The sequence below is a fragment of the Halioglobus sp. D3-4 genome (genome assembly GCF_055809315.1).
Map to the genome: position 1 here is coordinate 2,876,457 of NZ_CM147907.1, position 22,043 is coordinate 2,898,499.

Consider the following 22,043-nt stretch of genomic DNA (forward strand, 5'->3'; position numbering starts at 1 on the left):
GCAGGTCACACAAATAGCTGCACTACAGCGGCACCAAGATGCTATCCTCATGCACTGACAGCTAATAATAAGTTGTAGCAACTGCGCATGCGTCTGCCACTGACCAGGGATCGGGCCACTGACGTGTGCTCATGCTTTTGGGGATCGCCACTGGCGTACGGCACAAGGGTACCAGAATATCAATTTTCAAGGTCACAGCTTGCTTCTTCCCCTGGCAAAGCCCGTGGAAAACATTGACTAGTATGCTGAGAATCACTGTCTTATCACTGCTTTTGGGTACGCTGGCCTTGATCACCGGACTGGCACTGCTCTTTATACCACCGGGCTCTCCCCAACCACAGGTCTCCCCCGTCATATGGAACGCTGGTACCGCAGAGGTCCTGCTGGGCAACCCCACCGTGATCGGCACCGAATTGCAACTCGAACTCGACAGCACCGGAGCTGGCCTGGTCAACCTCGCGGAAGGGACAATTGACACCGAGGAATATTCATTCATTCATCTCGCGCTGGAGGAGCCTGCTGATAGAGTCAGTGTCACAATAGTCTGGAAAGATTCCCGGCAACCCGACGTGTCGCATGCCTACAAACTGGAAAACCACCTGCGCACATCCATTTGGTTGGCGACCGAGGAACTCAGAGGGTGGTCAGGGCAAACCGACACGCTCAGCCTTAGCTTTTCAGGCCGAGCCGGAGATACTGTAGTTATCAGGGATTTTTCAGTATTCCCGCCATCCACGATGCACAAACTACAGGCAATCGCTTCTGACCTGACCAGCTACGCTCCGTGGAATACCGCGGCAATGAACACCTACACCGGCGCCTTTAACGCCTCATCGTTCTATCCCATCGCGTTAGCCGTGGCATTGCTGGTTCTCAGCCTGTTGGCCTACCGCTTGCTGCTTTTCATCTTCCGGCGAAGACTGCAGTTCAGCTGGTCTGTGGTAGCACTTATTTTTCTCGCCATCTGGGTCATGCTGGATTTACTCTGGCAGCATAGATTGCTGCATCAAGTGTCCGATACCCACCGGCTATTTGCCGGCAAAAATACCGAACAGCGGCTGGCCATCGGCCCGGATGCCGAACTATATAACTTCGCCAACCGCGTCAAACCACTGCTGGACAGTACAGACCCAAGAATTTTCGTGACATCTACAGATAACTACAGCGGAATGCGCACCGCCTATTATTTCTTTCCCCTGAATGTGTACTGGTCACTGTACGGGCCGCCGCTGCCACACAGGAAATTTTTTCGCAAGGGTGACTATATCGTTCTGATAAATCCCTCCACCCTAAAATTTGATCCCCAACGCAGCCAGGTGATATCACCAAAAAAACGAAACCTGAAAGCAGAGTTGGTATTGTCTGCTCCGTCCGGCACGGTGGTACGGCTGAAATAGATGGATACGCTATTCGCCATGCTCGCTCTAATTCTGCCGGTACTCCTCGGCGGATTATGGTTGAACCTGCTGATTCCGCAACGAGCCCCCGCCAGAGCGGGGTTGGTATGGGGTAACGGCACCCTGATCGGCCTGCTGCTAATCCCGCAATTCCTATGGGTGCTGAATGCGATGGGAATGCCCCTGTCCTTTTTCACCACCGGCCTGCTGGCCAGCGCGCTAATCGCGGCGGCGCTTGCCGTGCACGGCAAGCGAAAAGTCGGCCTGCAGATCACTACCGCCAATACGACTTTTACTTCCCTGCCGGCATCTCAACGGGTGCTGTTTCTGTTTCTGTTGTTTTTGCTATTACTGCGACTTGCGACACTGGGACTGGAAATCCTGTGGCGACCGCTGTTCCCTTGGGACGCAACCATGCATTGGGCAACGAAGGCGAGAGTCTGGTTTGAATTCCGCAGCATGCTGCCCTTTGTCGACAACAATACCTGGCTGCAAATGGGTGGCGAAGGCGTCTTCACGGATCGGCACCCGGGTTACCCACACACGGTGCCACTGCTACAGGTGTGGATGAACCTGGCCATCGGTCGCTGGGATGAAAGCCTGATGAACCTGCCGTGGCTGGCCTGCCTTATTGCCCTGGGCGCTGCGTTCTACAGCCAGTTGCGCAACGCCGGCACCGGCTCACTTGTTGCAATGGGTTTTACCTATCTACTGCTGTCCATGCCACTGCTCAATATTCATGTAGCACTTGCCGGCTATGCGGATCTGTTTCTGGGTGCAACCTACTGTGCGGGCTTGATGGCCTTCCATAACTGGGTGACGACCCGCTGGCGATCACAGGCCCTGCTCGCCACTTTCTTCGCTCTGTCCTGCCTGCTGATCAAGGGCGAAGGCCTGCCCTGGGCGCTTACCTTCATCCCGGCACTATTGCTGGTGCCGCGCACACGGCACAAAATACCAAAACTCATCGCACTTGGCGCACTGGGACTGATACTGCTGGTTATCCTGATGCAGAAAAACCCGCTCATTATCGCGCAAATGCTGAACTCAGTGACACCATTCCACCCCGATGGACTCGCCGGCACAATACAGGCTGTCTGGTTACACGATAACTTCCACCTGCTGGGCTACCTGCTTCTGACCATCATTCCAATAGGACTCACTATACCGAACGCATTTACCAAAACCTACCTGAGCATAAGCGCTGCCCTGCTATGTGCGGTACTGATGTTCCTGTTCCTGTTCCTGTTCACTGTATTTGGTGCCGGGGCGTCCAATTTCACGGGCGTTGGGCGGCTGTGCATACAACTTGCTCCCGGATTGCTATTCCTCAGCGCTATGTTGTGCAACGATCTGCTTCGCCGTGACCGGGAGAAAAGCGCGGCGCACTGATGTCGGCGAACGGCTGTATGCTTTCCCGAAAAAGTTGCTAACATACGCCCACCATCCCATCGCGCCAATGACGAGTCAGGCAGCACACCTGAGCTTAGGAGAGCAGTATGACAGCGGCAGCAGAAAATCTTCCCCCGGTTGAAAGCGTCTACAAACCCAACTCTAAAGAGTACATGGAGAACCCCGCTCCCCAGTGCCTGGAACTCGCCCGACGCGGCCGCCTGGTGTGGTACGAGCCTTGGCAGGCGTGGATCATGACGCGGATGGAAGACATCATGGCGTGCTGGAAGACAGAACCCCTATCATCAGATTTTTACGATTGGGAGTTTGCACCAAAGCGCCCACCCGAAGAGGAATGGAGCAACTTTGAGCGCGCCCTGATTGGTCACAGCCTGCTCGCAGATCACGATCACCACAGGCTGGTGCGACGGGTCACAGCACCGGCATTCTCGCGCAATGTCGTCGACAAGATACAGGCCCGCATCGAGCCGGAGATCAAGAAACTTTTCGATGAACTGGGCTCGCCGGAGGTATTTGATTACCGCGAGAAAATTGCCTTCCACATACCATTTATATCCATCACCCGCATGGTCGGCATTCCGGAAAAATACTGGCCGGAAATCAAACAGGTAATTCTAACGTTCACCGAGACCTGGAACCCGACAATCTCTGACGAACAGCGTGAGAGCGCGCGACAGGACAGCAACCGCGCCATCACCATCCTCAAGACAATCATCGATGAACGCCGCAGCGCGCCGCAGCAGGATGATTTTCTCAGTACGCTGCTGCGCATTGAAGCCGAGAATGAGGGCTTTGAAGAAGGCGATATTATTACGCTGATTCTGGCGCTGATCGGCGCGGGTGCCGACACCACGCTGGTCGCCCAGCAGTGGTCGGTATATGCGCTGTTGAAAAATGACCGCTGCCAGATAGCCAAGGCCCTCGCCACCCCTGACAGCTTTTCAAACGCCTTCAATGAGATCAGCCGCTGGGGCATTTCCTCTAAAATGGGTTTCGCACGCTACGCACCCCGAGACATGGAGTTTATGGGCGAACAATTGCGTAAGGGTGTCATGGTGCTGATGATGCCGCATCTGAAAGACCACAACCCGGACTACTTCGATCGCCCCGAGCAGTTTGATGTGGAGCGCGTGTTCGAGCCGGACGCAACATTCGGCTATGGGCCGCGTTTCTGTATCGGCGCTGCGCTCGCCAAACGCCAGCTTTACCTGAGCATGACCGAACTGTTCAAGCGTTTTCCCGACGTGGAACTGGCCGAAGAGCCGGAACGTGACGAATGCGATCATAACGCGATAGTGTTCAAGCGGCTATTGCTGAAGACAAACTGCCGCTGACACTGTCAGGTGGAGACTTTGCGATGAAATTATTTGTCACTCGACTTCTGCTTGCGATACTGGCTATCGCGCTAATAGCGGGCTCCGCCGTGCTGCTGATGGACTCTCCCGGCAAGTCGCTGGAGGCGTTTGTCATACGTCACGCAGACAAACTGCCACTGGAGTTCCTCGGTGAGAAACTGTTCGACAAACACTGTGCCTCCTGTCACGACAACCCCGCAATGCACGCGCCGACACGGGAGGCCCTGTCGGGGTTTTCCAAAGAGAGTATTCTGGTGGCCATGGAGTTCGGCAAGATGCAACCGATGGCCGCCGGATTACTTCAGCAAGAGCGTTTCCTGATAGCCACCTATCTGGCCGGCAGCGCGCCGGACGCCAGTGACTGGATAGACCAGAACCGCTGCGATACGCCCGACATCAGTCCTGGTAAAGAGTACGTCGAAAACTGGGGGCTGGGCACTGACAACAGGCGTTTCATGAGCCGTGATGCAGCAGGCATCGACCGCAGCAATGTCGGCACGCTGGAACTGGCTTGGAGCCTGGCTTTCCCGCGCGTCACGGACATGCGCTCACAACCGGCCATTATCGGTGACACCATGTACTTCGGTGACAAAACAGGACAACTCTATGCCATAGACCGCACCAGCGGCTGTATCAAATATCATACCAAAGTGTTCAGTGGTATCCGCTCCGCGATAACTGTCGCGACACTTGAAGATGGCAGCAAGCTACTAATCTTTGCCGACTCACTCGCTACCGTGTTCGCAATGCACCCACAAACACTAGAGGTAGTATGGCAGCACTCAGCCCGGTTGTTTAACACGTCGGTGATCTCCGGCTCGATCAGCTACCACGACAACCGCCTGTTCGTGCCGATCTCTTCTTTCGAAGTAGCAGCCGCGGGTAGCCCCGCTCATGTCTGTTGCACATCACACGGCGGCGTTATCGCACTGGACGCCAGCGATGGTGAACAACTCTGGCAGTGGCATGCGACACCGAATGCTACCCTGCAGGGGCAAAACGCTGCCGGACAGGACCTTCTCGGCCCCTCCGGCGCATCAGTGTGGACAACCCCCGCCATTGATGCCAAGCGCAATCGTATCTATATCGGTACGGGGGAAAACCTCACCCACCCCGCCACGGATACGTCAGATGCGATAATCGCGCTGGATATGGACAGTGGCGAGACAGTGTGGCGCTTTCAGGCAACCACCGGCGACGTCTGGAACGCGGCTTGCCTCAACGGCGGCGCCAATTGCCCGGAAAACGCCGGCGGCGATTTCGATTTCGGAGCATCTGTCATCATCACCCGCAACCGCGAAGGCTCGGATATTCTGCTGGCCGGGCAGAAATCGGGCGAGGTATTTGCACTCAACCCAGACACCCAGTCTCCCGGTGGTGAAGTACTGTGGCGCAATCGCGTCAGTCTCGGCACCACCAATGGTGGTATTCACTGGGGCATGGCAGTATCCGGGCAGCACCTGGTAGTGCCGGTTGCCGATCCCGAGCGGGACCGGCCGGGCTATACGCCGCAACCCGGCCTGTATGCGCTGGATGTGTCCAGTGGCGAACTACTCTGGCAGCAGCCAGTTGAGCGCGGTTGCGATATCGCCGAGGAGAACCGGCCCTTGATAGGTCTGGAGAGTATGCGCTCCGGTAAAAAACCGGAGTTGTCGGAACTGTACAAGTGTTCGTTTTACTACGGTTTGTCCGCCGCTGCGACCACCACGCCAGAGCTTGCATTCAGCGCCGGCCTCGACGGCAAGCTGCGCGCCTATGACATTGACACTGGCGAGGTCGTCTGGGAAACACAGACCGCACTGCCGTTCACTGCCAGCAACGGCATTACCGGTCACGGTGGCGCAATCGATGTCAGTGGTCAGGTATTGGCAGATGGCTGGCTGTATGTGCAATCAGGCTATTCCATGTTCGGGCAGCTTCCAGGAAATATGCTGCTTGCTTACAAGGTCAAACCCTGACACTGGCGCATCATGCGCTTCCCAGGGATACCAAAATTTGACTCGCCAGCCTGCAATAGGGTGGTACCACCGAGCGGACTTTGATCAACTGCGGCGACGCCGGCCAACTACGAGGCAGACCAGCCCGAGGCTGAACAAGGCCACAGTGCCGGGCAGTGGCACCTCCAGACGGGCCCAGTCAAACCGCCACTCCTGCTCGGTACCAGCAGCTCCTTGCACATCCTTGCTGGCAGCCTTCCAGGCGATTGCGTTGCCCTGCGAGTCGTCAGCGGCGGGCAACGCCCGTGCTGCAGCGCTCAGGCTGAGTAAAAAAGTGCAGGTGACTACACCACCCACTATTGGTCTGAACAAACGGAGTGCATTCGACGACAATGCCTTCACCCGTCCCAAGATAACTGCCATAAACCCCACTCCGAAACGATTTATTATTTTAGCCAGAGCATTTGCAAGTCCACCCTGAGAACACAAGATTCCTATGCATATATACCAATCATACGCAACCTTTTATTCTCAAAACTGCGGAACATTACGCAAACTTGAAACAAATAATATGCCAGAGGCAGGGTGCCGGGCAAACGAAACATCTATCTCTTTTAAATTCAATAAGTTAGATCATACGCGCCGACGACTTTTACCGCTGCATTGCTAAATTAAGCTAGCTATCACTTTGGGATACCAACACCACACCGACGAGTGTGCTCCGGTAGTTGGAGAAAGTGGGGATTCTGGCGTGACAACTGACATCGACAGATTGGTGGCCGCCACCTAACGTTTGATACTATCTCGCCTTGCGGGCCTGCCCTGCAACGCGGATGATACCGCCAACCGCCAGTCTGGAGGAGACTTGTTATGAAACAACCCAAACGCGCCGCCGACACCCCTTTCGGGGTTCTCGTAAAACCCGGCAATGCGTATTTCTGGTGCGCCTGTGGGCTGAGCGAAAGCCAGCCATTCTGCGATGGTTCACACAAAGATACCGGCTTCTCCCCGGTGCGGTACGATGCGACGGAGGACGCCAAGGTGTTTTTCTGCGGCTGCAAAGCCACAGGCACGCAACCTCTGTGCGACGGTAGCCACAGCGGCACATAGTTGGAGCACTTCTCCCAGATCCATCAACGGGCCTGCGAGCGTCATGGCGGCGCGACGGCGCTTAAGTCCTTGATGCCCGACGTGCGCAGCTCAACAGCCCTGTCCCGGAGCAAGGACGACCGCTGGCTGGCGCAGATGACCCGTTGCGTCTTCCAGGCCGGGTTTGTCTGGCGCGTGGTAGATCACAAATGGGACGACTTTGAAGATGTTTTTTTCGGCTTTCCGCCGGAAAAAATTGTGATGCTCAGCCCTGAACAGATCGATCGCTTCGCCGCCAACCCGAGAATCATCCGCAATCGCCAGAAAGTCTTGAGTATTCAGGCCAATGCGTTGTTCGTACTGGATATCACCAAAAAATACGGCAGTTTCGGCAAGTTCATCGCTCGCTGGCCCGAACAGGACCTGGTCGGGCTATTTTTGGTAATGAAAGATCAGGGCAGTAGGCTCGGTGGAATGACCGGGCAGCGCATGCTGCGTAACATGGGCAAAGACACCTTTGTCATTACCGCGGACGTTATCCGCTGCCTCAAGCGCAGCGGCGTGGACGTAGGCAAGAACCCTGTCAGCAAACGAAAACTGCAACGTGTCCAGGACGCATTCAACCAGTGGCACGATGAATCCGGGCTGCCGTACAGTCACATCAGTCGCATTTGTGCCCTCTCTCTGGAGTAATGGTAATTCCGCACTTCGCAGCGCCACCTCCCGCCGGCCCCATGACCAGGCAACAGCGTCAACTTGTGACGGCGCTCACAGATACCGTGCTTATTCCCCGTTTTTGCCCTATGCGCTAGTGCAACGTACTTTTATTTCTATCACACTACCGCCGTCATGAAATGCAATACCGAAGGAGGCCGCAATGTCTGCTGAAAGAGTTCCATTATTTGAATCAGAGCCAAATCGCTTCACTCTCAACGTGGTAACACCTGACAAGAAAGCCTACGACGGCGAAGAACGTCGCATGGAGACACGCCGGAAGGGAAAAGATCGCCGCATTGATGTGCGCTTCAACCTGACCAGCAAGGATCGTCGAGAGAGTGTTGGCCGTCGCGCGGAAGATGTCCTGCCCAAATTCTGGTAATGCCATTCTGCCGGGAGGCGCCACAAACGCTCTGCGCCTCCCAACGGTTAGTTCCTACTGACGCAACTGCACATGACTCAGGAACAGCGTAGCCGTCAACAGCAATACCGCCCCCCCCTGATGCGCCACACCCAGTGCCACCGGCACATGCAGTAACAGCGTACTGATACCCAGAATGACCTGAATTACCAGGGTTAGAACCAGCAGTATCGCAGCCAACCTGCCGCGCCCCGCCGTCGCTCTACGGTACACAAGAAACGCGGACACATTCAGCACCACGAATAGAAAATAGGCAAACATCCGGTGATTGAACTGGATGGTCGTAATATCTTCGAACATCGCCAGCCAGGCCGGTGAAGTCGCGTACAAACCACGGGGTATAAACGAATCTCCCATCAGCGGCCAGGTGGGGTAGGCAAATCCAGCATCGGTCCCGGCCACCATGCCTCCCGACAGTATCATCAGATAGACAAGCGCTACCAGCACCAGCGTCCAGCGCGCATGGGGCCTGGGTTCGGCAATGGGCTTGCTATCGCGCGCGAACAGAAGCTCAAAGGCCAGCCAGAGCATATATGCATAAATGGCTACAGCGACGCCCAGATGCGCTGTCAGTCGGTACTGGCTCACGCGGGGGTTGTCTACCAGCCCACTCTTCACCATATACCAGCCCAATAGCCCCTGCAGCCCACCGAGAAAAAACAGCGCGACCAGTCCGGGCGCCAGCCCGGGGCGCAAGCGGCGGCGCACCGCAAAATAAATCATAGGTACTGCGAACAACACACCGATAAGTCGACCCAGCAGGCGATGCAGGTATTCGTACATAAATATGGTTTTGAATTCGTGCATACTCATGCCGTGATTGATCTTCTGGTACTCGGGAAACTGTTTATACTTATCAAACGTTTCCTGCCAGTCCTGCTCGGACAGCGGCGGTATCGCGCCAACCAGCGGTTTCCATTCCACAATGGACAAGCCTGAATTGGTGAGGCGTGTGGCACCGCCGAGCAGGATCATCGCGAAAATCACCACTGCACAGAAAACAAGCCACTGTGCAATTTGTCGGTCATAGCGTAGTTGTTCGATGTTTGTCATAGCTGCCTGATCAGAGAAAGGGTTAACGTTAGTCTGTCGCAGTCGCGCATTCTACCGCGAAAATTCAGCTGCGCCCGTTGGGATCCAACATTTTGATTTCCAGCGGCTGCGTTGTATCGAGATGAATGTCTCTCTGCGGGAAAGCGACAACTATACCAGCATCGTTCAAACGGCGGTTTATCTGTAATCTAAGTTCGCTGTCCGTGGTGAGGCGCTTGTCCAGATCCCCAATGTAATAGCGTAAGCTGATCAACAGACTGTTATCGCCAAACTCATCAAAAGTGACCAGCGGTTGGGGGTCGGCAAGTACCAGTGGGTGCTTCTTCGCCACATCCGCGACGATTTCCAGTGCGTCGTCCATATCGGTCCCATAGGCCACTCCAATCTGGATAAGTCGGCGCGTTACTGAATCAGATAGCGACCAGTTCAACAATCGGCTGGTGATAAACTCCTTGTTCGGCACCAACAGTTCCCGCCGATCGTAATCGCGGATAGTGGTCGCTCGCATCTGTATCCTGGTAACAGTACCCGAGACGTCGCCCACTGTTACCGTATCGCCCAACCGAATAGGTTGCTCAAACAGAATTATCAAACCACTGATGAAATTGGCAACGATTTCCTGCAAGCCAAAACCAATACCCAGGCTGAGCGCGGCGACAGCCCATTGCAGAGACGACCAGCTGACCCCCAGCGAACCCACGACAAGGATCACCAGCAACATTGTCGCCGCATACTGAAATACCCGAGTTAGTGCGTAGGCCGAAGCCGCCGCGACATGCAGCTTCTGCCGCAGGAAGATTTCGAACAACCCGGGGACGCGACTGATCGCCAACCCCCCCATACCGGCGAACAGCAGTGCGCGAAGAATTTCGCTGAGGGTGACAGGATCAGCAATCTCCCGTCCATCGACAATGGTCGTCTGGTGCCAGAAAGTAAACGAATCCAGAATGGCGAGCGCAGGAAACACCTCAGCCCATATCCATGCGACACCCAGTAAGCCGCCAAACAATATGAGCAAATTCAGCAGTTTCGTACCCTGATCGTTCAGCAATTCAGGATCATTTTCCAATAGTTCGTCCTCGACGCTGGCCTCGGTATCCGCACCACTGTTCTTGACGAGTTCCTGTCGCACGTCATAGGCCATGCGGCGCCGTGTAAGCCCCAGCCATCGCAAGCCCAGTTCATACAAAATCATGACGCCACTGAGCAATACGAAAGTTCGAACCAGCAGCAGTGCGATTTCGATAGCGGTAAATGTATAACCCAGAAAGACGGCGAGGACAGCCCCGATCGGAATCCACAGCAACAGCTTGCGCAGCACTTTCGCCCAGAACGGATGCCCCGTACTGGTTTTATCACTGAAAATCATCTCCAACTTGCTATGTACAAACTCCGGGAGACGATAAAAAAAGTACGCAATGGAGCACAGCACCATCACTACCGCCAGAGTGCCCAGCAAGCCCCCGACACTTCTGGGGTACAGGCTCAGAAAAAAGCCCACCAGAAAGGCCGACGGCAACAGCGAAAACTCCAGGGTAACAATCTGCCGCCGAAGAGACGAAACACGACTGTCAGTCCAGCGAAAATGCACATCCATCAGCCCTTTGGGCAGTAATGCATAGCGCAGCAGTTCCAGGCCCCAGAAATAGAACGCAGTTCTCTGCAGGGAAACAAACAATGCTGTAGCCAATTCAGACTCATCGTGCTGCATCTCAAACAACCAAGCAGTTGTCAGCATAAGTAGCGGCCATTTTATCGACAACAGCGCAGACAGAACGACGGCCTGCAGGGTATTAGCAAAATTGTCCGAACGGACATAGCCGACATGCTTTCCTGTCGCTACAAGCTGCTGCTTGAGGCTCGAACCATAATAGACAAGCAATAGCACCACCAACAGCAACACACCCGTCACAGGCTGAGCCACAATTCCCGCGGGGATGCTCTGCAGTATCGTTATCCAACGCGGCGCGGAGAACACCTCACCCAGTTGCCTGGAAAGCTCCGCAGATGCACCAAAAAACAGGCCGAACCTGTCACGCGAGGGAATCCACAGCAGGCGCGCCGAAATAAAATCGCGATACGCATTTACAGCCAACTCATAGCGGCGCAGCGAAAAATCAAGATCCCCCAGAACCTGGGCGTAGGTATTCTCCAGATCAATCGCTTTGCGAACCACTTCCTGGCGGCTGCGCACCAACTCGTGCAGATCATCTTCGACTTGCGCCACCACCGAGGGCGCCAACCCCTCAAGCTGCTTACTGATATACGTAGAGGGATTGCGCAGCAGGCGACGCTCGTCTTCGAGCTCCACCTGCCGCAGACTTGATTCCCTAATGTCATCGGCATTTTGGCTGATCTGCTTCGCGAGTTCACCCTGAACCGGCAACTGAGCCTGCCGCTCACGCAGAATTTCACCCACCACGGTACTCATTCCCAGCAGTTCAAGCTTGTGCTCGGTGGAGGAAAGATCTAGTTCCAATTGCTCCGCCGCGCGACTGACTTCACTGTCACGCTCATCGGTTTGCTCTATGTCCCTGTTACGCTCACTGAACGTTTTGGTCAACGCAGCGTTATCATCCGCCAGACGTATTACCACCTCGTGCTTACCTTGAGTGCCGGCCAGCACCAGATCCGCTGTGGCCTGCGCTATGGCCGCCTCTCCCTCGCGCAACTCACTGACCTGCTGGGTCATCACGCGGGACCGCGCCTCCAATCGGGCTATGTCGGCGCTCGCCTGGTCAAATTGAGCCTTCAGCAACTCCAGCCGCATCGGCTGACTGAGCAATTCCTCCTCCAGCGCCGCCTTTTCCGCGCTGACACTGGCAAGCTGGGCGCTGGCCAGCCACAGAGCAGCCTCCTCGACACTGCCATTGGCGCCGGAGTCAGCAAACATCTGCAACTGCGAGTCCAATTGCGCTGCGAGGCTTGCCAACTCGGCAACGCGCATGCGAATCGCCACCGGTCGCACGGACATGGCATCGATCGCGGCACGAATATTGGTCAACCGGCTCTTGTTTGCCTCCAGCTCTGACTTCTCGACCAGCATTGTCTGTTCCAGCTCAGACAGCGGCAACTCATAGAGGTGGTCATTCGACGCGTCAGCGGCAATCTGCTCCCGCGCCAGCGCCTGCTGAATCGCCTCGGCGTCCCGCTCAGCATTGGCACGGGCCAGTGCGAATGTGTCATGCTGTTGATTGAACGCTTCAACACTTTCAAGCGCCGCCCGGGTATCGGCATAAGATTCGAGCAGCTCGGCCCGTCGCGAATCCTCCTCGGGCAGGTTGTCGGTAACGCGGGTGATCGCGGTCTCCAACTCTGCAGTAGTCACTGCGGGGGCCGGCTGCTGCCCCCATGCAAAAGTCGCAGTAAACAGCACCAATACGATCAGTAATCTCAACTTCATTCCCCTGAGTGACACCACCCCTTTCGAAGTGCAGACGCACTCCAGCACTTTGGCCACACTCTATACCGGATGCCCAAATGTGGCCAGCATGTGCCGTGCTGGCGTAGAATGCGCGTCCACAAAACACAGCGTGCCCGCCCATGCCTTTATTACGTCTCGACTCCGCCCACTTACAGTTCGGCACCCAGGTCATCCTGGATAACGTCAACCTGAATATCACCCGGGGAGAAAAACTTGGCCTGCTGGGCAGAAATGGCACGGGCAAAACCACACTGCTGAAAGTGCTCGCCGGTGAACTGAATCCCGATTCCGGTGAGCGCTGGGTGCGCCCGGGAATTCACATCGCGCGACTGCAGCAGACCTTGCCAGAAGCCGACCAACTCTCTGTCTACGACGTTGTCGCCGGTGGACTTGCCGATGCCGGACGCCTGCTTAGCGAGTACCACAGGCTGATACAGGCCGACGAACCCGATATGACGCTGTTGTCACGCGTGCAACAGCAACTCGAGGCCGCGGACGGCTGGCAGCTGCAACAGCGTGTCGAAACCACCATCAGCCAGCTGCAACTTCCCGCCGAGGCCACCATGGGAGAACTCTCCGGTGGCTGGCGCCGCCGGGTGGCACTCGCCCAGGCGCTGGTGAGCCAACCCGACCTATTACTGCTGGACGAGCCGACCAACCACCTCGATATTCCCGCGATACGCTGGCTGGAAGAACAGCTGGCCAACTTCTCCGGCGCGATTATTCTGATCACCCACGACCGGCGCTTTCTGCAGAATGTGGCGAACAGCATCGCTGAGCTGGACAGGGGCTACCTCACCCAGCTTCGCGGCAACTATCACAGCTTTCTGCGCCACAGGGAGCAGCAACTTGAGGCCGAGGAGCGCGCTAACGAACTGTTCGACAAAAAATTGGCTCAGGAGGAAGTGTGGATCCGTCAGGGTATTAAAGCCCGACGCACCCGTAATGAGGGGCGAGTGCGGGCGCTAAAAGCCATGCGCAATGAACGGCAGAGTCGACGCGAGCGCACCGGCACGGCCAATTTCGCGGTCGAAACATCCGGTCAATCCGGCAAAATCGTCGCTGAATTGCAGCATGTCGACAAAAGCTTCGATGGCCGCCCTGTGCTGAAAAATGTTTCCACCATTATCCAGCGCGGTGACCGCGTGGGCATTGTCGGCCCCAACGGTGCCGGCAAATCCACACTGGTCAAACTGCTGCTGGGTAAACTGGAGCCGGATGCCGGCAAGATTATTTTTGGCAGTAAACTGGAATTGGCCTATTCCGACCAGCTGCGCGATCAACTCGACCCCGCAAAAAACCTCATAGACAACGTCTGCGGCGGCCAGGATTTTATCGAGATCAATGGCAAACGCCGGCACGCGATTTCCTATCTGGGCGATTTCCTGTTCAGCCCCGAACGTGTGCGCACACCAGTGAAGGCCCTGTCCGGCGGCGAACAGAACCGCGCGATACTGGCAAAATTGTTCAGCAAGCCCGCCAACCTGCTGGTACTGGACGAACCCACCAACGATCTGGATATCGAAACGCTGGAGCTGCTGGAGGAAATTCTCCTGACCTTTGAAGGCACTGTCCTGCTGGTCAGCCATGACCGCGACTTCATGGACAATGTAGTCACCAGCCTGCTGGTATTGGAAGGTGACGGCGTGGTGACGGAGCAGGCGGGGGGTTACAGTGACTGGGAAGCACGCGGCGGCCAGCTGTCATCCGGTCGCACGCAGCACGGCGCCCAAGCTGCTGCCACGCATCAGGCCGACGCACCGGCAGCGCCCACTGCGGCAAAGAAGGGCAAACTGTCCTATAAGTTACAGCGCGAACTGGACGGCCTCCCCGCCGTCATCGAAAAACTGGAGCAGCGCCAGCAGGCACTGGAGGCCACCATGGCCGAGGACGGTTTCTACCAGCAGGATCACGCTACGGTACAGAGAACACTGGATGAGTTGGCCACAGTACAAGCGGAGATGGAAAAAACGTTTGAACGCTGGTCACTACTGGAAGATGGCGACGCCTGAACAGGCGTTCAGACGAAAGATCACGGTAGGATCAGTGAACCTCAGCATACCGGAGAATGCGTGGAGGGCGCAGTTTGGACACGCCCAAAGAGTGCGCACACCCACTAACAGCGGTGAATTCTCCACATGCAGGCTCGGGCGGCAGCGTGCCTATGAAGTGGGGCAGCCCCTACTATTGCCACACAATTCCAGCACGACGACCCCTCCTTCTCTAGTATTCCACTGCTATCACCAGACAACGACCACTCCCACTGCCCCCACATGTGCGGTCTGAATCAGATATCGTTACAATGCCCCTAAACACCTGCAGTGGAAAACTATGAGCACCTACCAGCAACAGATCCACAGTGCACCAGAGGCAATTGATCTGGATTTTTGGCGAGCGCCAGCGGGCGTCGCAGTACCCGATGACGAGCTCACTTTTTTACTGGTGCCCGATGCCGTCGAATCGATGGCTGTGTTCGAGCTGTCACAACAGGTGCACCAGTTTCAGAGAGAGCAAATAGAGGGCGACGGCGCTATCACACGAGCGCTGATGGCCACCATGGGCGGCATGCTACCCGGCATACTGCTGCACGATCATCTGTGCAAGGGCCAGCCCGAGGGAACGTCGCGGATCGACTTCGGCACTATCGGTATCTCGCTGTACAAGGGGCCGAACGAACGCTACGACAACCCGCAGGTGCAGCAGGACATATCAATACCCATTGAAAATGAAGTAGTGTTGGTGATCGACGATCTGGGTGACCGCGGCGGCACGTTGCAGTTCCTGACAGAGTACATTGCTGGCAAAGGCGCAAGACAGGTGCTCACACTGGCAATCTATATGAAGCCGATCGCGATCGAAAAATGTCCGGTGAACTTCTCCTTCGGTGAGGTCGCACAGGACACCTGGATCATCACGCCACGGGAGACGGTGGAAACCATGATCAAGCGTGTCCCGGTATGGCGGGAGCGCGGCGCAGACCAGCGCGAGTGCTATCGGCGGCTGGTCGATATCATCGGCTATCCACCACAGTTGGCAGATTACTACCTCAAGCAGATGTTTGCCCCCTGAAGCGGACAGCGCCTACAGGACTTTCGCCACCGACTCCGCAATGTAATCGATATTCCCGGCGTTCACGCCCGCGACATTGATGCGTGAGGAATCCAGCATATACACGCTGTACTCCTCGCGCAGCCGTATCGCCTGTGCGGCGCTCAAACCCAGAAACGAGAACATTCCCTTCTCACGCTCGATAAACGCGTAGTCTCCCCCGCACCGGGCCTCCAGCGCCTGCCGCAACTCACTGCGCAGACCGTTGATACGCTGGCACATTGCCGTCAGCTCCGCGCGCCAGATGTCGGTGAGGTGCTCGTCCGACAATACCCTGCCGGCGAGTAACGCGCCGTGCGCCGGGGGCATGGAATAGACCCGGCGCGCAGCCGATTGCGCCTGACTCAGGATGGCACGGGCATTGGCCTCATCATTACAGACAAAGATTGCCGCACCGACGCGCTCGCGATAAAGCCCGAGATTCTTCGAGCAGGAAGCGGCCACAATAACTTCCGGCAGGCGCGACACCAACAGGCGCAAACCGGCGGCGTCCTCTTCCAGGCCATCGCCCAGCCCCTGATAGGCGAAGTCGATGAAGGGCGTGAACCCCTGTTTCTCGGCCAGGTCCGCAATCACTGCCCACTGCGCCAGCGTCAGGTCAGCACCGCAGGGGTTGTGGCAGCAACCGTGAAGCAGCACCACATCGCCAGCCACTGCATTTTTCAGATCCTCCACCATCCCATCAAAGTTCACGCCATGGGAGGCCGGGTCATAGTAGCGGTAAGTACGAAACTCCAAACCGACGCTGCCCAGCAGCGGAATATGCACCGGCCATGTGGGGTCTGATACCCACACCTTGGCATTCGGCGCGGCGGCGTGGACGATCTCCGCCCCGATGCGCAGCGCGCCGCAGCCCCCCGGCGTCTGTATGCTGGTCACACGTCCTGCCAGCAACGCGGCGCTGTCCGCTCCCAATACCAGCCTTTGCAGGCCGGTGTTGAAATACTCATCACCGGCAGCGGCCAGATACGCCTTGGTCGCCTCCTCCTCTATCAGCGTGCGCTGTGCCCGCTGTACCGCCTCAAACACCGGACACAGGCCCTGCTCGTCCATGTAAATGCCGATGGTGAGGTCAACTTTGTGCGGATTGGGGTCAGCGCGACAGGCCGCGGACAAACCGAGTATCGGGTCGGGTGGCAGTTGTTGCAAAGCTTGCAGCATGGGTAGTCTCCAGGTATTACATCTGTGCCAGCAGCGCGGTAAGGAACTGCCAGAATGGTTTCACCGTATCGATTTGCAGGCGCTCCGTCGGCGAATGCGCGCCCTGAATAGTGGGACCGAAGGACAGAATATCCAGATCCGCTTTCTTGCCTTTCAATATACCGCACTCAAGGCCGGCATGTATCGCCTTGACCGCTGGAACAGTGCCGAACAAACGCTCGTGCAACGCACTCGCCTGTGCCAGCAGGGGGCTGTCCAGATCTGGCTGCCAGCCCGGATAACCCACCACATCCTTCACCGTCAGGCGGTAGGTACGAGCCAGCGCCATGACGGCATACTGCAGAGGCAGGCTCTGCGCCGCGTTGAAAAAACGGTAACTGGACTCCAGCATGAACTCACCACGCTGCAGCTTCACCATCGCCAGATTGATACTCAGATCGACCAGCTCGGCTCCCAGCGCCAGGCTATAGGCCTGCACCCCGTGTGGAAAAGCGGCCAACATATCGAGAATTTCGGTGCTTTCAGCGGCACTTAGCACTGGTTCCGGTGTCGCCGCTTGCAGCACGAACGCCAACTGTCCATCGTCCTCCGGCAGATAACCCAGCGCCGCCTGCCTGACCTGTTCGACCCGCGCCTGCAACTGTTCTGACAGCGACTTCGGGCAGGAAAACCCGATCACCCCCTCCCTCGGAATCACATTGTGTGCGACGCCCACATCCAGCGATGCGATCTGCACGCCCTCAAGTCCCTGCAGACATTGTCCCAGCAGCTTGATCGCATTGCCCAGTTGCTGGTGAATCTGAATTCCGGAGTGACCACCGGCCAACCCCTTGATTGCCAGCGTCCACTGCTGGGCCTCAGCATCCGCTGCTTGCGTTGCAAAACTGCGGTGAAACTCCCAGCCGCCTCCACCGGCGCAACCCACATAGAGCTCCTGCCACTCCTCCGTGTCGAGGTTCAACATGCGCGTGCCGGTTAACAGCGCGGGATCAAGCCGTAGCGCACCGCCGAGGCCAGTCTCCTCATCGACAGTAAACAGCAATTCCAGCGGCGGGTGCTGCACTTGCGGGTCGGTCATCAACGCCAGTGCCGCGGCACAACCGACGCCATTGTCTGCACCCAGCGTGGTGCGATCTGCCCGCAAGTAGCCGTCATCCACCGTCAGGCTCAGCGGGTCACGGCTAAAATCATGCACTTTGTCTGTGGTTTTTACCGTCACCATATCCAGATGGTTCTGGATAATCACTGTCTCACTGGCTTCCATACCCGGACTGGCGGCGACGGTGACCACCAGATTGCCCTCATTATCCATGCGTGTTGTGCCGCCAGCCCGTTCCGCTTGGGCAATAACATACTGGCGCACGGCCGCCTCCTGCCCGGACGGTCGCGGAATCTGCGTTATCTGGTAAAAATGCTCCCACAGGTGGGCGGGGTCAGCGGGGTAGTTCGCAGGTTTCATGCAGCGCTCCGGGGAAAAAGCGCAGAATTATAGCCCAGCGCAGGCAATGCGGACATTATTCACACTTCTCGCCAGTACTTTTTACATCGCAGAATTGGCAGAGCAAACTACAATTAAAGAGGGTTTTCGAAAAGAGTATCCGAGCACACCATGAAACGATTGGACGAAGGTAAAACGAGTTTGGTGGATTTCATGCGCAGTATTCGCTATCTGCGTCACCACACTGCAAAGTCCCATGACTATTTCCCCGAACAGCTCGCCGGATTCAGTTCACACAAGCGCAACCGGCAAGTGGACCACCGGGAAACATCCAACCGAGAGGAAAAATCTCCGATTCGCAGCGCGAACTGAGACACCTCTCGCCTGACAAACTCTCGCTGCCCGCGGCAGATCGGTGTCCTGCTGAGCCCGGGCACCCGCGAAACACCAACGCACTCTGCCGTCAACGCACTCTGCCGTCAACGCGCCGGTATGACCCGCACGAGTGGCCCGATATGCTCACTGCGACACACTGCCCAGCGCTGGTGCGGCTCCACCAGATAGTTCGCGGTAACTGCAAACACCAGCGGATTGAAGGGAAAACCGACATGACTGGCCATCACTGCCACGTTGGTGACATAGTGCGGGTCGCCCTGACATTTGGCTATACCCGCACCCACAATCCCGTCTGACTCGCTATACAACGCCAGTACCGGCACTCGCAGCGTCCCACCCGCATAAGTATGATCAACCCACCGCGCCAGCGCGGCCTCGTCAACCTCGTTGTCATAAAGGCTTCCCATCACGCTATACAGTGCCGTGCCTCGCGGGTCACCATAGGGCGTGCCGAGTGTGATCACCTGCCGAATCCACTGCGGAAATCGATGGGCCAGCGCAACCGCATATAATCCACCCAGGCTCCAGCCGATCAATGTCAGCTTGCGCCCGCTGGCTGCGAACTCTCTCTGCACGCGCTCGGCAATCGCATCCTCAGTAGCGGCACGGTGCGCGAGAAAATCATCAATATGGCGCGAACGCACCTGGGCGGCATTACGACCCAATCCCCACGGAACGGCGTTATAGCCCCGCTTATTGAGAAACTTTCGCAACTGCGAAGTGGAGCCGTCTGCCCCCATAAAGCCGGGAATCGTCATGATGGTGTGCCCATCGCCTTTCGGCAGTGTCCTCAGCAGTGGTCCAAGCATTACGGTACTGCCCATCTCCAGCATGACGCGGCTGAACTCCATGAGACTGTGTCGCAGCCGGGGTGGGCGCACATCCGGCGCAGCAATCTGATACGGGTTGGCCATAATAATTCCTGATGAAACGGGCACCGCCTCATTGTGGCTGCTCGCAACGCAGTAATACAGCACTTCCCGCTGCATCGCGGTTCAATTTTTCATGCTAGAATTGCCGCCCTGTGACCCGTTTTAAGGTTTGCCGCGATTTTCGGCCCAGTAGACTCAAGTGAAAAACCCACGCGACACTCTCTACGCTGACCCGCTTTCCGAACGCGGCCTGTTCACCTTTGATGACAATGTAGCCCGCGTTTTCCCGGACATGATCAAGCGCTCCGTGCCGGGCTACCCCACCATTGTGTCCATGACGGGATTACTCGCTGGAAAATATGCCACGCAAGGGAGTAAGGTATACGATCTGGGCTGCTCTCTGGGAGCCTCGACCTTGGCCATGCGCCAGAATATCCAGGCGCCCGACTGCCGCATCATCAGCGTTGATAACTCCACAGCCATGCTAGAACGCTGCAAGAGCATCATCGAGACCGACACCCACGACACGCCCGTTACCCTCACGCTCGCTGACCTGCAAGATGTGGCAATTCTAAATGCCTCGGTGGTGGTGTTGAACTTCACCCTGCAGTTTATTCCCCGGGAACTGCGCGACGAGGTCATCCAACGGATCTATCAGGGACTGCAGCCCGGCGGAATCATGGTGCTGTCCGAAAAAGTCACATTTGAAGACCCACATCTGGATGCGTTGAATATCGAGCTGCACCATCAGTTCAAGCGCGCCAACGGTTACAGCGATATGGAGGTGGCGCGCAAACGCAGCGCACTGGAGAACGTACTGATTCCGGAGACGCTCACACAACACAAGCAGCGTATCGCCAATGCCGGCTTCGGCAGCTGCGATGTGTGGTTCCAGTGCTTTAACTTTGCATCCCTGATCGCACTCAAGTAATGGATTACCAGGCTCTCATCACGCGCTGGCGCGGCGGTGCACTGGAGCGCTGGGCAGAACAGCTAGAGCAACAGATCGCTGACGGCCTGAGCCACAAACGCTACGGCGATCTGGCACGCTGGCAGCAGGCATTACAGGAACTACCGGACATTAAAACCGATAGCATTGCCCTGAACAGCTCGCGCGTTGGTGCCAGCACACGCAATCCACTGCCCACGAGTACGCTGGAACAGTTACACACAACCCTCGCCAAACTGCACCCGTGGCGCAAGGGGCCTTTCGACTTGTTCGATGTCCATATTGATACCGAGTGGCGCTCCGATTGGAAGTGGGAGCGACTGCAACAGTCTATCGATTCCCTGCAGGGCCGCCGCGTGCTGGATGTCGGTTGCGGCAGCGGCTACCACTGCTGGCGCATGCGCGGCGACGGTGCGGCAGAAGTGATCGGTATCGACCCCACACCGCTGTTCGTCGTGCAGTTCTGGGCACTGCAAAAGTACCTGCAACAGGACAGTGTCTGGGTGCTGCCATTGCCGATGGAGAAAGTACCCAGCAAACTGCAGGCGTTTGACACCGTATTCTCCATGGGCGTGCTCTACCACCGCCGCTCTCCGCTGGATCACCTGCAGGAACTGAAGGACTGCCTGCGCCCCGGTGGCCAGTTGGTGCTGGAAACACTGGTAATCGAGGGTGAACTGGGCGACACACTGCTACCGAAGGGCCGCTATGCGCGTATGGGGAATGTCTGGTTCCTGCCCAGCACGGATACGTTGCTCAGCTGGCTGCGCAAGTTGGGTTTTGTCGACGAAGAGTTAGTAGACGTGTGCGTCACCACGACTCAGGAGCAGCGCTCCACGCAGTGGATGACGTTTCACTCGCTGGCAAATTTTCTTGACCCTGACGATAGCAGCAAGACAATCGAGGGATATCCCGCGCCTCGGCGGGCGATTGTAACGGCGCGACTACCGGGGAATTGGGAGCCTGATTGCTAAATGAATCCCGGGAAGTAAGGGTTCACCGCCATGCGCCGGCCTGGGAGCGAAGCACCCTCAGGGCACGGCCATAGGCTTGCCCTGAGGGTGCTTCGCTCCCAGACCTCACATTGCACTGTGACACCTACCATTATCCCGAATCGAAAAAGATAGAATCAGCACGCAGTCAACTACGGAGCAGCGCATTGATTTGGGTGGCGAGGGCCTGTTGCGGACTTGGAGGGCGTCGGTGCGAAACCACACCAACTTAGAGCCGCCGTAATCAAACCCCGCTCCCCCCTATCACTCAATTCAGAGCGCGAATCCATCGAGCGGCAACCCCATTTAGCCAACAGGAAA

Annotated in this window: 18 protein-coding genes; 12 read left to right on the forward strand and 6 right to left on the reverse strand. The window is 56.9% G+C overall.

Annotation, left to right across the window (positions count from 1 at the left end):
- The first annotated feature begins 242 nt into the window (after positions 1-242).
- From AC0L6S_RS12340 to AC0L6S_RS12355, 4 genes are all read left to right on the forward strand, one after another.
- Positions 243-1,397, forward strand: coding sequence for a hypothetical protein (locus tag AC0L6S_RS12340; protein ID WP_473424280.1), 1,155 nt, complete (start codon positions 243-245; stop codon positions 1,395-1,397).
- Positions 1,398-2,789, forward strand: a complete 1,392-nt coding sequence (locus tag AC0L6S_RS12345) for a hypothetical protein (protein ID WP_473424281.1) — start codon at positions 1,398-1,400, stop codon at positions 2,787-2,789.
- A 107-nt stretch (positions 2,790-2,896) separates the two neighbouring features.
- A complete protein-coding gene (locus AC0L6S_RS12350; protein ID WP_473424282.1) occupies positions 2,897-4,144 on the forward strand; it encodes a cytochrome P450 in 1,248 nt (415 codons plus the stop codon).
- Positions 4,145-4,167: 23 nt separating this feature from the next.
- The gene (locus AC0L6S_RS12355; RefSeq protein ID WP_473424283.1) at positions 4,168-6,123 is read left to right on the forward strand and encodes an outer membrane protein assembly factor BamB family protein; all 1,956 of its coding nucleotides are present in this window, start codon (positions 4,168-4,170) and stop codon (positions 6,121-6,123) included.
- A gap of 84 nt (positions 6,124-6,207) precedes the next feature.
- Here AC0L6S_RS12355 and AC0L6S_RS12360 read toward each other — a convergent pair whose 3' ends face one another.
- Entirely contained in the window at positions 6,208-6,525 is a 318-nt protein-coding gene (locus AC0L6S_RS12360) for a PEP-CTERM sorting domain-containing protein (RefSeq protein WP_473424284.1), read from the reverse strand.
- A gap of 447 nt (positions 6,526-6,972) precedes the next feature.
- Between AC0L6S_RS12360 and AC0L6S_RS12365 the strand changes: the two genes are divergently transcribed.
- The 3 genes from AC0L6S_RS12365 (at position 6,973) to AC0L6S_RS12375 (ending at position 8,290) form a co-directional block, all read left to right on the forward strand.
- Entirely contained in the window at positions 6,973-7,212 is a 240-nt protein-coding gene (locus AC0L6S_RS12365) for a CDGSH iron-sulfur domain-containing protein (protein ID WP_473424285.1), read from the forward strand.
- Between the two features lie 72 nt (positions 7,213-7,284).
- Positions 7,285-7,884 carry a DNA-3-methyladenine glycosylase I gene (locus tag AC0L6S_RS12370; protein ID WP_473424286.1) on the forward strand — a complete coding sequence of 200 codons (600 nt, stop codon included), beginning with the start codon at positions 7,285-7,287 and terminating at the stop codon, positions 7,882-7,884.
- Between the two features lie 184 nt (positions 7,885-8,068).
- Entirely contained in the window at positions 8,069-8,290 is a 222-nt protein-coding gene (locus AC0L6S_RS12375) for a hypothetical protein (RefSeq protein ID WP_473424287.1), read from the forward strand.
- Positions 8,291-8,344: 54 nt separating this feature from the next.
- Here AC0L6S_RS12375 and AC0L6S_RS12380 read toward each other — a convergent pair whose 3' ends face one another.
- Both AC0L6S_RS12380 and AC0L6S_RS12385 read right to left on the reverse strand, forming a co-directional pair.
- Entirely contained in the window at positions 8,345-9,382 is a 1,038-nt protein-coding gene (locus tag AC0L6S_RS12380; RefSeq protein WP_473424288.1) for a COX15/CtaA family protein, read from the reverse strand.
- A 64-nt stretch (positions 9,383-9,446) separates the two neighbouring features.
- Entirely contained in the window at positions 9,447-12,785 is a 3,339-nt protein-coding gene (locus tag AC0L6S_RS12385) for a mechanosensitive ion channel domain-containing protein (RefSeq protein WP_473424289.1), read from the reverse strand.
- Between the two features lie 140 nt (positions 12,786-12,925).
- Here AC0L6S_RS12385 and AC0L6S_RS12390 point away from each other — a divergent pair, with 140 nt between their 5' ends.
- Positions 12,926-14,818, forward strand: a complete 1,893-nt coding sequence (locus AC0L6S_RS12390) for an ATP-binding cassette domain-containing protein (protein WP_473424290.1) — start codon at positions 12,926-12,928, stop codon at positions 14,816-14,818.
- Positions 14,819-15,137: 319 nt separating this feature from the next.
- A complete protein-coding gene (locus AC0L6S_RS12395; RefSeq protein ID WP_473424291.1) occupies positions 15,138-15,875 on the forward strand; it encodes a phosphoribosyltransferase in 738 nt (245 codons plus the stop codon).
- A gap of 12 nt (positions 15,876-15,887) precedes the next feature.
- Here the strand turns inward: AC0L6S_RS12395 and AC0L6S_RS12400 are convergent, their stop codons facing one another.
- Together AC0L6S_RS12400 and pepD are read right to left on the reverse strand one after the other, a co-directional pair.
- On the reverse strand, positions 15,888-17,075 hold the full coding sequence (locus tag AC0L6S_RS12400) for an amino acid aminotransferase (RefSeq protein ID WP_473424292.1): 1,188 nt from the start codon (positions 17,073-17,075) through the stop codon (positions 15,888-15,890).
- Positions 17,076-17,091: 16 nt separating this feature from the next.
- Complete coding sequence (gene pepD / locus AC0L6S_RS12405; RefSeq protein WP_473424293.1) at positions 17,092-18,534, reverse strand: beta-Ala-His dipeptidase; 1,443 nt, start codon at positions 18,532-18,534, stop codon at positions 17,092-17,094.
- Positions 18,535-18,684: 150 nt separating this feature from the next.
- Between pepD and AC0L6S_RS12410 the strand changes: the two genes are divergently transcribed.
- Positions 18,685-18,885 (forward strand): hypothetical protein, encoded by a 201-nt coding sequence (locus AC0L6S_RS12410; RefSeq protein WP_473424294.1) that lies wholly within the window; start codon positions 18,685-18,687, stop codon positions 18,883-18,885.
- A gap of 107 nt (positions 18,886-18,992) precedes the next feature.
- Here AC0L6S_RS12410 and AC0L6S_RS12415 read toward each other — a convergent pair whose 3' ends face one another.
- Complete coding sequence (locus AC0L6S_RS12415) at positions 18,993-19,823, reverse strand: hypothetical protein (RefSeq protein WP_473424295.1); 831 nt, start codon at positions 19,821-19,823, stop codon at positions 18,993-18,995.
- 157 nt (positions 19,824-19,980) lie between these two features.
- Here AC0L6S_RS12415 and cmoA point away from each other — a divergent pair, with 157 nt between their 5' ends.
- Complete coding sequence (gene cmoA / locus AC0L6S_RS12420; RefSeq protein ID WP_473424296.1) at positions 19,981-20,712, forward strand: carboxy-S-adenosyl-L-methionine synthase CmoA; 732 nt, start codon at positions 19,981-19,983, stop codon at positions 20,710-20,712.
- The gene (gene cmoB / locus AC0L6S_RS12425; protein ID WP_473424297.1) at positions 20,712-21,704 is read left to right on the forward strand and encodes a tRNA 5-methoxyuridine(34)/uridine 5-oxyacetic acid(34) synthase CmoB; all 993 of its coding nucleotides are present in this window, start codon (positions 20,712-20,714) and stop codon (positions 21,702-21,704) included. The genes cmoA and cmoB overlap by 1 nt, the downstream gene beginning before the upstream one ends.
- Positions 21,705-22,043 lie beyond the last annotated feature (339 nt).